This is a genomic window from Frigoribacterium salinisoli (assembly GCF_054781095.1).
In genome coordinates this window covers 1,129,039-1,142,741 of the sequence record NZ_BAAGVB010000001.1, presented here as the reverse complement: position 1 = coordinate 1,142,741, position 13,703 = coordinate 1,129,039, and the positions used below count along the sequence as shown (strand labels likewise).

General features: G+C 73.4%; 10 protein-coding genes. 4 read left to right on the top strand and 6 right to left on the bottom strand.

The genetic code is table 11. The features are described from left to right. Positions 1 to 19 precede the first annotated feature (19 nt). The gene (locus ACYVHQ_RS05350) at positions 20 to 3,865 is read right to left on the bottom strand and encodes a multifunctional oxoglutarate decarboxylase/oxoglutarate dehydrogenase thiamine pyrophosphate-binding subunit/dihydrolipoyllysine-residue succinyltransferase subunit (RefSeq protein WP_460511100.1); all 3,846 of its coding nucleotides are present in this window, start codon (positions 3,863 to 3,865) and stop codon (positions 20 to 22) included. A gap of 170 nt (positions 3,866 to 4,035) precedes the next feature. Here ACYVHQ_RS05350 and guaB1 point away from each other — a divergent pair, with 170 nt between their 5' ends. The 3 genes from guaB1 to ACYVHQ_RS05335 all read left to right on the top strand — a co-directional run bounded on the left by guaB1 (position 4,036) and on the right by ACYVHQ_RS05335 (position 8,130). Beyond that, complete coding sequence (gene guaB1 / locus ACYVHQ_RS05345; protein WP_460511099.1) at positions 4,036 to 5,475, top strand: GMP reductase; 1,440 nt, start codon at positions 4,036 to 4,038, stop codon at positions 5,473 to 5,475. Between the two features lie 142 nt (positions 5,476 to 5,617). Beyond that, positions 5,618 to 7,087 (top strand): hemolysin family protein, encoded by a 1,470-nt coding sequence (locus ACYVHQ_RS05340; protein ID WP_460511098.1) that lies wholly within the window; start codon positions 5,618 to 5,620, stop codon positions 7,085 to 7,087. Next, positions 7,084 to 8,130, top strand: coding sequence for a hemolysin family protein (locus tag ACYVHQ_RS05335; protein WP_460511097.1), 1,047 nt, complete (start codon positions 7,084 to 7,086; stop codon positions 8,128 to 8,130). The genes ACYVHQ_RS05340 and ACYVHQ_RS05335 overlap by 4 nt, the downstream gene beginning before the upstream one ends. Positions 8,131 to 8,224: 94 nt before the next feature. On the opposite strand, the gene ACYVHQ_RS05330 is transcribed toward ACYVHQ_RS05335, so the two are convergent. Next, positions 8,225 to 9,346: an NADH:flavin oxidoreductase/NADH oxidase gene (locus tag ACYVHQ_RS05330; protein WP_460511096.1), complete on the bottom strand. Its 1,122-nt coding sequence runs from the start codon at positions 9,344 to 9,346 to the stop codon at positions 8,225 to 8,227. Between the two features lie 119 nt (positions 9,347 to 9,465). On the opposite strand from ACYVHQ_RS05330, the gene ACYVHQ_RS05325 reads away from it, so the two are divergent. Continuing rightward, the gene (locus ACYVHQ_RS05325; protein WP_460511095.1) at positions 9,466 to 10,284 is read left to right on the top strand and encodes an ADP-dependent NAD(P)H-hydrate dehydratase; all 819 of its coding nucleotides are present in this window, start codon (positions 9,466 to 9,468) and stop codon (positions 10,282 to 10,284) included. Between the two features lie 16 nt (positions 10,285 to 10,300). Here the strand turns inward: ACYVHQ_RS05325 and ACYVHQ_RS05320 are convergent, their stop codons facing one another. The 4 genes from ACYVHQ_RS05320 to ACYVHQ_RS05305 all read right to left on the bottom strand — a co-directional run bounded on the left by ACYVHQ_RS05320 (position 10,301) and on the right by ACYVHQ_RS05305 (position 13,624). After that, positions 10,301 to 10,993, bottom strand: coding sequence for a YceI family protein (locus ACYVHQ_RS05320; protein ID WP_460511094.1), 693 nt, complete (start codon positions 10,991 to 10,993; stop codon positions 10,301 to 10,303). Positions 10,994 to 11,118: 125 nt separating this feature from the next. Continuing rightward, on the bottom strand, positions 11,119 to 11,910 hold the full coding sequence (locus ACYVHQ_RS05315; protein ID WP_460511093.1) for an amino acid ABC transporter ATP-binding protein: 792 nt from the start codon (positions 11,908 to 11,910) through the stop codon (positions 11,119 to 11,121). Continuing rightward, entirely contained in the window at positions 11,907 to 12,728 is an 822-nt protein-coding gene (locus ACYVHQ_RS05310; RefSeq protein WP_460511252.1) for an amino acid ABC transporter permease, read from the bottom strand. Before ACYVHQ_RS05310 ends, ACYVHQ_RS05315 begins: the two co-directional genes overlap by 4 nt. Before the next feature lie 65 nt (positions 12,729 to 12,793). Continuing rightward, positions 12,794 to 13,624: an ABC transporter substrate-binding protein gene (locus ACYVHQ_RS05305; protein WP_460511092.1), complete on the bottom strand. Its 831-nt coding sequence runs from the start codon at positions 13,622 to 13,624 to the stop codon at positions 12,794 to 12,796. Positions 13,625 to 13,703 lie beyond the last annotated feature (79 nt).

The following is a 13,703-nucleotide window of genomic DNA, read 5'->3' as shown; positions in this document are numbered from 1 at the left end:
GTCGTCCCACGAGGTCGACCTAGAGGTCGAGCGCCCGCCCGATGAGCTCGACCTGCTGCTGCGCGCTGGCCTTCGTCGAACCTGCCGCGGGGGAGGCCGACGCCGCACGCGACGCGACCCGGATCGGCCGGTCGAGGTGCTTCGCGAGCTCGAACGCGAGGAACGGCCACGCGCCCTGGTTCTCGGGCTCCTCCTGGGCCCAGACGAGCTCGGCGTCCGGGTAGCGGTCGAGGACCTGCCGGATGCGCTCGAGCGGCAGCGGGTAGAGCTGCTCGAGGCGCACGAGCGCGATGTCGTCCTGCACGCCGCGCTTGTCGAGCTCGGTGGTGAGGTCGTAGTGGATCTTGCCCGAGTGCAGCACGACCCGCTTCGTGGCCGCGGGGTCGCTTACGCGGGTGCAGTCCAGCACGGGCTCGAAGCGGCCCGACGTGAACGCGTCGACGTCGCTCGTCGCGCCGCGGAGGCGCAGCATGGCCTTCGGCGTGAAGACGATGAGCGGCCGGCGCGGGCGGGCGTAGGCCTGGCGGCGCAGCAGGTGGAAGTACGACGCGGGCGTCGACGGGCGCGCGATCGTCATGTTGTCCTCCGCGGCGAGCTGCAGGAACCGCTCCATGCGCGCCGACGAGTGGTCGGGGCCCTGGCCCTCGTAGCCGTGCGGCAGCAGCAGCACGACGCTCGAGCGCTGGCCCCACTTCTGCTCGGCGCTCGAGATGAACTCGTCGACGATGGTCTGGGCGCCGTTGACGAAGTCGCCGAACTGGGCCTCCCACATGACCAGGGCGTCGGCGCGCTCCACCGAGTAGCCGTACTCGAAGCCCATGGCCGCGTACTCGCTGAGCAGCGAGTCGTAGATCCAGAGCTTCGCCTGGGTGCCGTCGAGGTTCTGCAGCGGCAGCCACTCCTGGCCGTTCGTGCGGTCGTGCAGGACCGCGTGGCGCTGCACGAAGGTGCCGCGCCGGCTGTCCTGCCCCGCCAGGCGGACGGGCGTGCCCTCGGTGAGCAGCGAGCCCATGGCGAGCAGCTCGCCGAAGGCCCAGTCGATGCCTCCGGTGCGGCTCATCTCGACGCGCTTCTTGAGCAGCTGCGAGAGCTTCGGGTGCACCGAGAAGCCCTCGGGCGGGTTGTCGTGCGCGTCGCCGATGGCCTGCACCAGCTCGCGCGAGATGCCGGTCGTGTCGGGTTCGCCGGCCGCCTTCTCGTCGCGCTGGCTGCGCGGCTTCTCGAGGTCGTCGACCTCGTCGAGCGAGTCGACGTCGACCACGGGGATCGAGCCGGTCTGCGCGGCGTGCGTCTCGGCGAAGGCGCGCTCCAGGCGGTCCTGGAAGTCCCGGTGCGCGCCGTCGTACTCCTCTTGCGTGATGTCGCCGCGGCCGACGAGCGCCTCGGTGTAGAGCGTGCGCACGCTGCGCTTGGCCTCGATGAGGGTCGTCATCAGCGGCTGCGTCATCGAGGGGTCGTCGCCCTCGTTGTGCCCGCGGCGGCGGTAGCAGATGAGGTCGACGACGACGTCGCGCCGGAACTCCTGCCGGTAGGCGAAGGCGAGCTCGGCGACGCGGGCCACGGCCTCGGGGTCGTCGCCGTTGACGTGGAAGATCGGTGCCTGGACCGTCTTGGCGACGTCCGTCGAGTACACCGACGACCGGCTGTCGGAGGGCGAGGTGGTGAAGCCCACCTGGTTGTTGATGACGACGTGCACGGTGCCGCCGACGCGGTAGCCGCGCAGCTGCGACATCTGCAGCGTCTCGACGACGACGCCCTGGCCCGCCATGGCCGCGTCGCCGTGCACGAGCACGGGCAGCACGCCGAACGTGCCGGGCGCCCTGCGGTCCTGCTTGGCACGGACGACGCCCTCGAGCACGCCGTCGGCGGCCTCGAGGTGCGAGGGGTTCGCCGCGAGGTACACGGGGATCGTCTCGCCGGTCGCGCTCGTGAACTCGCCCTCGGTGCCCAGGTGGTACTTGACGTCGCCCGAGCCCTGGACGGTCCTCGGGTCTTGCGTGCCCTCGAACTCCCGGAAGATCTGGCCGTACGTCTTGCCCGCGATGTTCGTGAGCACGTTGAGGCGACCGCGGTGCGCCATGCCGATGGCGACCTCGTCGAGGCCGGCCCGCGCCGCCTGCTGGATCACCGTGTCGAGCAGCGCGATGGCCGACTCGCCGCCCTCGAGGCTGAAGCGCTTCTGGCCGACGTACTTCGTCTGCAGGAACGTCTCGAAGGCCTCGGCCTCGTTGAGCTTGGCGAGGATCCGCATCTGCTCGTCGTGCGAGGGCTTCTCGTAGGGCACCTCGACGTGCTCCTGGATCCAGCGTCGCTGCGCCGGGTCCTGGATGTGCATGTACTCGATGCCGATGGTGCGGCAGTACGTGTCGCGGAGGATCCCCAGCACGTCGCGCAGGAGGGCGTGGGTGCGCCCGCCGAGACCGCCCGTCACGAAGTCCCGGTCGAGGTCCCAGAAGGTCAGGCCGTGGCTCTCGATCGAGAGGTCGGGGTGGCTGCGCTGCTTGTACTGCAGCGGGTCGATGTCGGCCATGAGGTGACCGCGGACCCGGTAGCTGTTGATGAGCTCGAGCACGCGCGCGGTCTTGTTGACCCGCTCGGCGAGGTTGACGTTGATGTCGGCGTTCCAGTGGATCGGCTCGTAGGGGATCCGCAGCGCCGCGAAGATCTCCTCGTAGAAGCCGTCGCCGCCGATGAGCAGCTCGTGCACGATCTTGAGGAACTCGCCCGACCCGGCGCCCTGGATGACGCGGTGGTCGTAGGTGCTGGTCAGCGTGATGGTCTTGCCGATGCCCAGCTCGACGAGGGTCTTCGGCGACGACCCCTGGAACTCGGCCGGGTAGTCGAGCGCGCCGGCGCCGATGATCGAGCCGGCGCCCTTCATGAGGCGGGGCACGCTGTGGACGGTGCCGATGCCGCCCGGGTTGGTCAGCGAGATCGTGTTGCCCTGGAAGTCGGCGGCCGTCAGCTTGTTCTGGCGGGCGCGCTTCACGACGTCCTCGTAGGCCGAGAGGAACCCCTGGAAGTCCATCGTGTCGGCCTTCTTGATGCCCGGGACGAGGAGGGCACGGGTGCCGTCGGGCTTGGGGATGTCGATCGCGAGCCCGAGGTTGACGTGCGCGGGGGTGACCACGCTCGGCTTGCCGTCGACCTCGTCGTAGAAGACGTTCTGGCTCGGGAACTTCGTGAGCGCCTTCACGAGCGCCCAGCCGATGAGGTGGGTGAACGACACCTTGCCGCCGCGAGCGCGCTTGAGGTGGTTGTTGATGACGATGCGGTTGTCGATCATGAGCTTCGCCGGGACGGTGCGCACGCTCGTCGCGGTGGGCACGGTGAGGCTGGCGTCCATGTTCGTCGCGAGCGACTTGGCCATGCCGCGCAGCGGCGTGACCTCGTTCTCGGGCTCCGGGGTCGGCTCGGGCGCGGGGGCGCGCTTGCTGGCCCTCGCGGGGGCGGGGGCGTCGGCGGGGATCGGCTGCTGCTGCGGCTCGACGCTCGTCGTGCGGGCCGGGGCCTTGCCGCCCGTGGCGGGACCGGCAGGAGGCGCGGGCGGCGCCGTCGCGTCGCTCACCTCGGGCGCGATCTGCGCCTCGCCGCCGTCGGCCTGGTCGGTGGTCTGCCGCTCGCTGCGGCCGGGGGAGCCGGCGTCGCTGCCGGAGGGGGCGTCGCCGGCGGCGTGACGACCGGAGCCGCCGTCGGAGGGAGCGTCGCCGCGGGAGGGGTGGTAGGCCTCGAGCACGGGCCACCAGGACTCGGCCACCGAGTGCTTGTCGTCGAGCCACCGCTCGTACATCTCGTCGACCAGCCACTCGTTCGCGCCGAACTCCGCGGCGCCCTCGTCAGTCGTTCCGGTCAGGTGGCTTGACACAGCCGATCGCCCACTCTCCGTTGATCGTGATCCGCGCAGGCCTCGATGCCCGCGCCCGCCCAGCCTAACGCGCGCCCGGCGGGCCGGACCGAGCCCGCGCCGCCCCCGGTCACGGGCTGCGCGCCCGCCTGCCCGGCCCGCTCCCGGCCTCCTGGCGGGATACTGGTGGCATGCGGTTCTACGAGACGACCCCGACGCACGACCTGACGTACTCCGACGTGTTCCTGGTGCCCAGCCGGTCGGCCGTCGCCAGCAGGCTCGACGTCTCGCTCGCGCCCGGTGACGGCACGGGCGCGCAGCTGCCGATCGTGGCCGCCAACATGAACAGCGTCACGGGCCCCCGCCTCGCGGCCACGCTCGCCCGACGCGGCGGCCTGGGCGTGCTGCCCCAGGACATGCCCCTGCAAGAGCTCGACGCCGCGATCCGCTGGGTCAAGGACCAGCCCGTGGAGTGGGACGCCCCCTTCTCGCTGTCGCCGGCGTCGACCGTGGCCGACGCCCTCCGGACCGTGCCCGCCGTCGAGGGCCACGGCATCGTGCTGCACGACGACGACGGCCGCTACCTCGGCTGCATCGCCGCCTCGCGGCTGGGCACCGCTCCGCGCGACGCCGTGCTGGGCGACCTGCTGCACGGTGCCCTCACCTCGCTCGACGCCGACGACGTCAGCGGCCCGCGCGAGGCCTTCGACCGGCTCGTCGCCGCCGACCTCGAGTTCGCGCCCGTGCTGCGGCACGGCCGCGTCGTCGGCACCGTCAGCCGCAAGGGCGCGCTGCGCTCGACGATCTACCGTCCCGCGCTCGACGGCGACGGGCGCCTCCGCGTCGCCGCGGCCGTCGGCATCAACGGCGACGTCGCCGGCAAGGCCAGGGCGCTCGCCGCCGCGGGGGTCGACGTGCTCGTGCTCGACACCGCGCACGGCGACCAGGAGGGCATGCTGCGCGCCCTGCGCGCCGTCGCCGACGAGCGGCTGGGCCTGCCGCTCGTGGCGGGCAACGTCGTCACCGAGAGCGCCGTCCGCAGCCTCGTCGCCGCGGGCGCCGACGTCGTCAAGGTCGGCGTCGGTCCCGGCGCCATGTGCACGACGCGCATGATGACGGCCGTGGGCCGCCCCCAGTTCTCCGCGGTGCTCGAGACCGCCGCCGCGGCGCGCGCCCTCGGTGCCCACGTGTGGGCGGACGGCGGCGTGCGCTACCCGCGCGACGTGGCGCTCGCCCTCGCGGCCGGCGCCTCGAGCGTCATGATCGGGTCGTGGTTCGCCGGCACCGTCGAGGCTCCCGGCGAGCTCGCCACCGACGCCTCCGGTGCCCTCTACAAGGAGAGCTGGGGCATGGCCTCGACCAAGGCGGTCCAGGGCCGCTTCGAGCGCCTCGACCCCTACGAGCTCGCCCGCAAGACGCTCTTCGCCGAGGGCATCTCGTCGTCCCGCATCATGCTCGACCCGCTGCGCCCGTCGGTCGAGGACCTCCTCGACATGATCACCGCGGGCGTGCGCAGCTCGTTCACCTACGCCGGTGCCACGAGCCTCGCCGAGTTCGCCGAGCGGGCCCTCGTGGGCGTGCAGTCGGCGGCCGGCTACGAGGAGGGCAAGGCGCTCCCCGTCAGTTGGTGACGGACGCTCACGAGCGCTGCCGGCGGGTGGGCAGCACGGGGTAGGATCGTCGTCTCATGGACGAACCTCCCTCTGCCCAGCGCTCACCCGGTCACCATCCCGGCCCTCACCCCGGTCCTCGTCAGCGGGGTGAGCACCTCCGGTGAACGAGTGGATCCTGCTCGCGGTCGGCCTCCTGCTCACGGTCGGCACCGGTCTCTTCGTGGCGAGCGAGTTCTCGCTCGTCAACCTCGACCGCTCCGACCTCGAGGCCCGGCAGGAGCGCGGTGAGAAGGGCCTCGCGCCCACCATCGGCGCCCTGCGCATCACGTCGACGCACCTGTCCAGCGCCCAGCTCGGCATCACCCTCACGACGCTCCTCACGGGCTACACGATGGAGCCCGCCTTCTCGCGGCTGCTCGCACGGCCCGCGACGGCGCTCGGCGTCCCCGAGGGCGTGGTCGCCGTCGGCGCCCCGATCGTCTCGGTCGTCGTGGCGACGCTGCTGTCCATGGTCATCGGCGAGCTCGTGCCCAAGAACTTCGCGCTCGCCCTGCCCCGGCAGACGGCGAAGCTCGTGATCCCGTTCCAGGTGCTCTTCACGACGGTGTTCCGGCCCGCCGTGGCGCTGCTCAACAACACGGCGAACGCGATCCTGCGCTCCATCGGCATCGAGCCGAAGGAGGAGCTCTCCGGAGCGCGCACCGCCCAGGAGCTCTCCTCGCTCGTGCGCCGGTCGGCGACCGAGGGCAGCCTCGACGCGGACACGGCCACGCTGCTGGCGCGCACCCTCGTGTTCAGCGACCACACCGCCTCCGACGTCATGACGCCCCGCCCGCGGCTCACGACGGTGTCGCGCACCGACAGCGCCGCGTTCGTCCTCGAGCAGTCGCGCCGCACCGGCCTGTCCCGGTTCCCGGTGACCGACGAGGGCATCGACGACGTCGTGGGCCTCGTCCACGTCAAGCAGGCCGTCTCGGTGCCGCGCGAGAAGCGCGCCGACGTGCCCGTCTCCGCCCTGCTGACCGACGCCGTCAACGTGCCCGAGACGATGAACCTCGACGCGCTGCTCACCGAGGTGCGCGGTCGCGGGTACCAGATGGCCGTGGTGCTCGACGAGTACGGCGGCACCGCGGGCGTCGTGACCCTGGAGGACCTCATCGAGGAGCTCGTGGGCGAGGTGTCCGACGAGCACGACCGCAGCCGCGTCGACGTCGTGCGCTCGCGCAACTGGCTCACCTTCCCGGGCCTCCTGCGCCCCGACGAGCTGCTCGAGCGCGCCTCGGTCAAGGTGCCCGAGGACGGCCCCTACGAGACCGTCGGCGGCTGGCTCATGAGCGAGCTCGGCCGCCTGCCGCGGCAGGGCGACGTCGTCGGGACCGATGACGGCACCTTCCGCGTGGAGCGCCTCGACGGGCGCCGCATCGACCGGATCCGGTTCACGCCGACCGCCGACCCGGCCGACGGGGCCGCAGCGCCCGAGCCGGTCGCCGCGGGTGGTGCGACGTCCGCGGGCGGGGCCTCGCGGTCGACCGCCGGGTCGCCCGCCGACGGGTCCGCGGCCTCGCTCGAGGCCGACACGAGCGCCGACCGCCGTGGTGCGCGTCGTCGCGCGAAGGAGGGAGCCCGATGAGCGGCGACTGGTGGGGCATCGTCTGGCTCGTCGTGCTGCTCGCGGGCAACGCGTTCTTCGTCGCGGCCGAGTTCGCCGTCATCTCGGCCAAGCGCTCGCAGATCGAGCCGCGCGCCGAGCAGGGCAGCCGGGCCGCCGCCAAGGCGCTCTGGGCCATGGAGCACGCGACCATGATGCTCGCGACGACGCAGCTGGGCATCACGATCTGCTCGTTGCTGATCCTCAACGTCTCCGAGCCCGCGATCCACCACCTGCTCGAGGGGCCGCTGCACCTCACGGGGCTCAGCGAGCAGTTCGTGTCGGTGGCGGGCTTCGTCATCACGCTGCTGCTCGTGTCGTTCCTGCACGTGGTCTTCGGCGAGATGGTCCCCAAGAACATCTCGTTCTCGCTGCCGGACCGGGCCGTGCTGCTGCTCGCGCCGCCGCTCGTCGCGGTCGCGCGGGTGTTCCACGTCGTCGTCGTCGCGCTCAACTGGGCGGCGAACTCGGTGCTGCGGATCTTCAAGGTCGAGCCCAAGGACGAGGCGGCCAGCGCGTACACCGTCGACGAGGTGCAGACGATCGTCGCGCAGTCGCAGCGCGAGGGGACCCTCACCGACGCGAGCGGCACGGTGACGGCCGCGTTCGAGTTCACCGACAAGCAGGTGCGCGCCGTGGCCGTGCCCATGCCCGGCCTCGTGACGCTCCCGGAGGACGCCACCCCGTCCGACGTCGAGCAGGCGGTCGCCCGCAACGGCTTCTCGCGGTACGTGCTCGTCGACGAGGCCGGCGACCCGACGGGCTACCTGCACCTCAAGGACGTCATCGACCTCGACGAGGACGAGTCGAGCGACCCGGTGCCGCCCAAGCGGATCCGGCAGCTCATCTCGATCTACGAGGGCACCGAGCTGGAGGACGCCCTGGCCACCATGCGCCGCAGCGGCGTGCACGTGGCCCGGTCGTTCGACGAGCAGGGCACGACCAAGGGCGTGCTGTTCCTCGAGGACATCCTCGAGGAGCTCATCGGCGAGGTCCAGGACGCCACCCGCCGTCGGGCCTTCTGACCCGACGCGCGGCACGCCGCCCGACGCACGGGAGCGCCCCACCGGTCCGACCGGTGGGGCGCTCTCGTCGTGCCCCTGGGGCAGGAGCCGCGGGTCAGGCCCGGCGGAACGGCGCGCGCTGGTACTGGGCCGGCCAGTAGTCCAGCTCGACGCCCAGCTCGGCGGCCGCCCGCAGCGGGAAGTGCGGGTCGCGGAGGAACTCGCGCGCCATGAGCACGACGTCGGCACGCCCGGAGGCGACGACCTCCTCCGCCTGCTCGGCCGACACGATGAGGCCGACGGCCCCCGTCCCGACCGAGGCCTCGCGGCGCACGTGCTCGGCGAACCGCACCTGGTAGCCGAGCCCCACGGGGATGCTCACGCCGGCCACGAGGCCTCCGGTGGAGATGTCGAACAGGTCGGCCCCGGCCTCCTGCGCCCATCCCGCGACGGTCGCGGTGTCGTGCTCGTCCCAGCCGCCCTCGGCCCAGTCGGTCGCCGAGAAGCGGACCAGCAACGGGAAGCCCTCGCCGACCTCGGCCCGCACGGCCCGGACGACCTCGAGCAGGAGGCGGGCGCGGCCCTCGAGCGAGCCGCCCCACGCGTCGGTGCGGAGGTTGCTCAGCGGCGAGAGGAACTGGTGCAGCAGGTAGCCGTGCGCCGCGTGCAGCTCGACGAGCCCGAAGCCGGCGTCGACCGCGCGGCGGGCGGAGGCGCGGAACGCCTCGACGACGGCCTCGACCTCGTCGCCGGTCAGCTCGCGCGGCGCCTCGTAGCCCTCGAACGCGACGGCCGAGGGGGCGACCGTCGACCAGCCGCCCTCGCTCGCCGGGACCGTGCCCTGCACCTCGGACCAGGGGCGGTAGGTCGACGCCTTGCGGCCCGCGTGCGCCAGCTGCACGCCGGGGACCGTGCCCTGCTCGCGGAGGAACGCCGTGATGCGCGTGAACGCCTCCTGCTGCTCGTCGTCCCAGAGGCCGAGGTCCTGCGGCGAGATGCGGCCCTCGGGCACGACCGCCGTCGCCTCGGCGATGACGGCACCGGCACCGCCGCGGGCCAGCGCGCCGAGGTGGACGAGGTGCCAGTCGGTGGGGACGCCGTCCTCGCGCTCGACCGAGTACTGGCACATGGGCGCCACCCACAGGCGGTTGCGGAAGGTCGCGTCGCGCAGCGTGATCGGCGCGAAGAGGGCGCTCTCGGGGCGGGCGGGGGAGTCGGGGCTGGTCGTCGTGGTCACGTGTCGGGCAACGCGCGAGGCGGTGCGGGTGTTCCCGGGGCCGCCCCGCGGGCCCCGCGGCCGCGCGTCGGGGTGCGCGTCCGCGCGTCGGGGCGCGCCGCCCGACTACCGTCGAGCGCATGAGCGAGCCCACCGACTGGACCCCGACCGACGCCTCCGCCTGGATCGCCGTGCCCCGCGCCGACGACGACAAGTACTCGCGCGGCGTGCTCGGCGTCGCGACCGGCAGCGACGAGTACCCGGGCGCCGCCGTGCTCGGCGTCGAGGCGGCCCTGCACACGGGGGTCGGCATGCTCCGCTACGTCGGTCCCGAGCGGGCGGCGTCGTTCGTGCTGCAGCGCCGTCCGGAGGCCGTCACGAGCCCCGGCCGGGTGCAGGCCTGGCTGCTGGGTTCGGGCGTCGACCCCGACCGCCTCGACGACGTGACGGCGGGGCGCTTCGACGAGGCCGCCGCCTCCGGCCTGCCGCTCGTGCTCGACGCGGGCGCGATCCCGCTGCGCGAGCGCGCGACGGGGCCGGTCGTGCTGACCCCGCACTTCAGGGAGCTGGCGCGGGCGACGGGGCAGGAGGTCGACGACGTCGCGGCCGATCCCGGTGCCGCTGCCGTGCGCGCGGCCGACGCCTGGGGCTGCACGGTGCTCGTCAAGGGGCACCGCACCCATGTCGCGGCGCCCGACGGGACCCACCTCGTCGCCGCGAGCGGGACCTCCTGGCTCGCGACCGCGGGCTCCGGCGACGCCCTCGGGGGCGTGCTCGGCGCGCTCGTCGCCACCCACGCGCAGGAGGCGCAGGACGACCCCGGCGCGCTCGCCCGCCTGGCCGCCAGCGCCGCCGTCGTGCACGGGCTCGCCGCCCGCCGTGCCAGCGGGGGAGGGCCGTTCACGGTGCTCGGCCTGGTCGACGCTCTCCCCGCGACCGTCGCGGAGCTCGTGCGTTGACGCTCCCCAGCGCGGGTCAGGAGGCGGGGGTCGCCGCCACGAGGAACTCCACCGTGCCCGTGTCCTCCACCTCGACGAAGCCGAGGCTGGGCGCCTCGACGCCGTAGTCCGAGAAGGTCACCGGGACGGCCCCGCTCACCTGCACGCCGTCGCCCGAGAGCGCCGCCTGCAGGTCGACCGTCACGCGCTGCGTCACGCCGTGCATCGTGAGGTCGCCCGTGGCCCGCACGGTCTCGACCTGACCGTCGGCGGGCACGGCCGCGTCGATGGGCTCGGCGAGCGTGAACGTCGCCGTGGGGAACTGCTCGGTCTCGAGCGCCACGTTGCGGAAGTACTGGTCGCGGTTGCCGCTGTCGGTCGCGATGCTCGCGACGTCGACCGTCACGGTCGCCGCCGTCACGGTGTCGCCGTCGACGGTCACGGTGCCGCTGACCTCGTCGGTGGTGCCGACGACCGTGACGTCGGTGCCGTTGAGGACCTCGTCGAGGCGGTAGCCGGCGGTGCTGCCGGCCCCGATCGACCAGTCGCCCGAGACGTCGTCGGCGGCGATCGACGTGCTGCCGGGCGTGACCGAGACGGTGGGGGCCGCGGAGGGCTCGCCGACGATCACGTCGCGGTAGAAGGCCGGGCCCGCGATCGCGGCGGTGGCGCCGAGGCCGACGACGACGACGGCGGTGACGGCCAGGACGATGGTGGTCTTCTTCTTCACGTCGGTCTCCTGCGGTGGGCGCCCTCGGGCGGGCGGGGGATCGGTGCGGTCGGTGCTGCCGAGAAGAGGGTGACGCGTCCACCTCTCGGTCGGCTGGGAGCTGCCCGCGAGGGGGCCGCCGCGGCTCAGCCGAGCGAGAGGCGTGCCAGGAACTCCTTGGTGCGCTCGGCCCTCGGTGCCCCGAAGACCTGCTGCGGCGTGCCCTGCTCGGCGATGCGCCCCTGGTCGAGGAACACCACGCGGTCGGCGACGTCGCGCGCGAACGCCATCTCGTGCGTCGCCATGAGGATCGTCGTGCCCACCTGCTTGAGCGTGCGCACGAGGTCGAGCACCTCCCCGACGAGCTCGGGGTCGAGCGCGCTCGTGACCTCGTCGAGCAGCAGCACGGCCGGCCGCGGCGCCAGGGCCCGGGCGATGGCGACGCGCTGCTGCTGTCCGCCCGAGAGCCGGTCGGGGTAGGCGCCCGCCTTGTCGCCGAGGCCGACGCGCTCGAGCACCTCCCGGGCGCGCGCCTCGGCCTCGGCACGCGGCTGCTTCAGCACGTGGCGGCTGGCGAGCGCGACGTTGTCGAGCACCGACAGGTGCGGGAACAGGTTGTAGTGCTGGAAGACCACGCCGATGGCCGCCCGGACGGCGTCCACGCGCACCCGCGGGTCGCTGATGTCGTCTCCGCGGAGGAGGATCCGGCCGTCGTCGATCGTCTCGAGCAGGTTCACGGTGCGCAGCAGCGTCGACTTGCCGGAGCCGCTCGCCCCGATGAGGGCGACGACCTCGTCGCGCTCGACGTCGAGGTCGATGCCGTCGAGCACGGTGACGTCGCCGAACGCCTTGCGCACCCCCTGGAGGCGCAGGACGGGGCCGTCCGCGGCCTCCTGCGCAGGAGGCGCGGCGCGCCCCCGTCGGGTCGACCCGGTCACACGACGCTCCCTGCCTGCTCGCGGCGGCGCAGTCGAGCGCTCGCCCAGTCGGTCAGCCACAGCGTGGGCAGGGCGAGCAGCACGAAGAGCAGCCCGGCCAGCACGTAGGGCGTGAAGTTCGCCGCCGAGGCGGTCTCGATCTGCGCAGCGCGGACGGCGTCGACGGCGCCGAGGACCGAGATGAGGCCGACGTCCTTCTGCAGCGAGACGACGTCGTTGAGCAGCGCGGGCGTCACCTTGCGCAGGGCCTGCGGGAACACCACGAGCCGGAGCGTGCCCGCGTGCCCGAGGCCCAACGAGCGCGCGGCGAGCCGCTGCGACGGGTGCACGGCGTCGATGCCGGCGCGGAACACCTCGGACACGTAGGCCGAGTAGGTGAGGATCAGCGCGAGGGTGCCCCAGACCTCGGCGGGCAGCCGGGGGATCCCGAGGCCGAGCCCGGGCACGCCGAAGCCGACGAGGTAGAGCACGATGATGAGCGGCAGCCCGCGGAAGAGGTCGGTGTAGCCGCGCACGAGCGCCCGCACCGGGAAGAACACGGGGCCGCGCAGCGTCCGCAGCGCGGAGAGCACGGTCGACAGCACGGCCACGCCCAGCACCGCGACGACGAGCACGCGCACGTTGAGCCACAGGCCCTCGATCACGCGGGGGAACGCCGACGCGAAGGTCGCGCCGTCGAAGAAGCTGAAGCGCACCTGCTCCCAGCCCGGCGTGCTCGTCACGGCGAGCCAGGCGACGACCGCGAAGGCGACGGTGCTGACGCCCGCGATCGCGACCGAGCGCGTCGACTGCCGTCGCCGCCAGGCGCGGCGCTCCAGCTCGAGCTCGCTGACAGGAGGCCCGTCGACGCCGTGGCGGACGACGCCCGCCCCGGCGCGGGGCGCTACGAGAGCTCCTGCAGGTCGTAGTCGGCGAGCCACTGCGACTGCAGCTCGTCGAGGGTGCCGTCGGCGCGGAGGGCGTCGACGGCGGCGGTCACCTCGTCGGTGAGGTCGCTGCCCAGCGGCAGCACGATGCCGAGCTCGTCGCTCGTGCCCTCGGCGGCGGGCAGCTGGCCCAGGACGACGCCGCCCTCGACGAAGTACGTCGCGGTGGGCACGTCGAGCACGATCGCGTCGACCTGGCCCGACTCGAGCGCGGCCTTGGCGTCGTCGTTCGAGTTGTAGGCCTGCACGGGGGAGTCGGGGTCGATGACGGACTCGGCGGCCGTGAAGCTCGTGGTGCCGCCCTGGGCGCCGATCGCCAGGCCGGCCAGGTCGTCGAGGCTCGACGCGTCGGCGGCAGGGGTGTCGGGCAGGGCGACGACGGCCTGCTGCGTCTCGTAGTAGGGCGACGACAGGTCGACGGCCCGACGGCGCTCGTCGGTGATCGAGAACTGCTGGAGGTTGAGGTCGAAGTCCTTCGGGCCGGGCGCGATCGCCTGGTCGAAGGTGGAGCGCACCCACTCGACGTCGTCGCGGTCGTAGCCGAGCCGCTCGGCGACGGCGTAGGCCACGGCCGCCTCGTAGCCCTCACCCGAGGCGGGGTCGTCGCCCTCCACCCACGGGCTGTAGGCGGGCTCGCCCGTCGCGATGGTGAGCGTGCCCTCGGTGATCGTGCCCGAGCCTCCTGACGCACCGTCGGAGCCGTCCGAAGGCGCGCACGCGGCGAGCGTGGTCACGAGGGCGAGCGCGGAGGCCGCGGCGGCGAGGCGGCGGAGGGCAGGGCGGGGCATGCGCACGAGGATAGTGCGCTGCGCGACGGTCGCCGCGCAGCGCGACGTCCCGTGACGCGGGGACCGCCGGACCGCGACC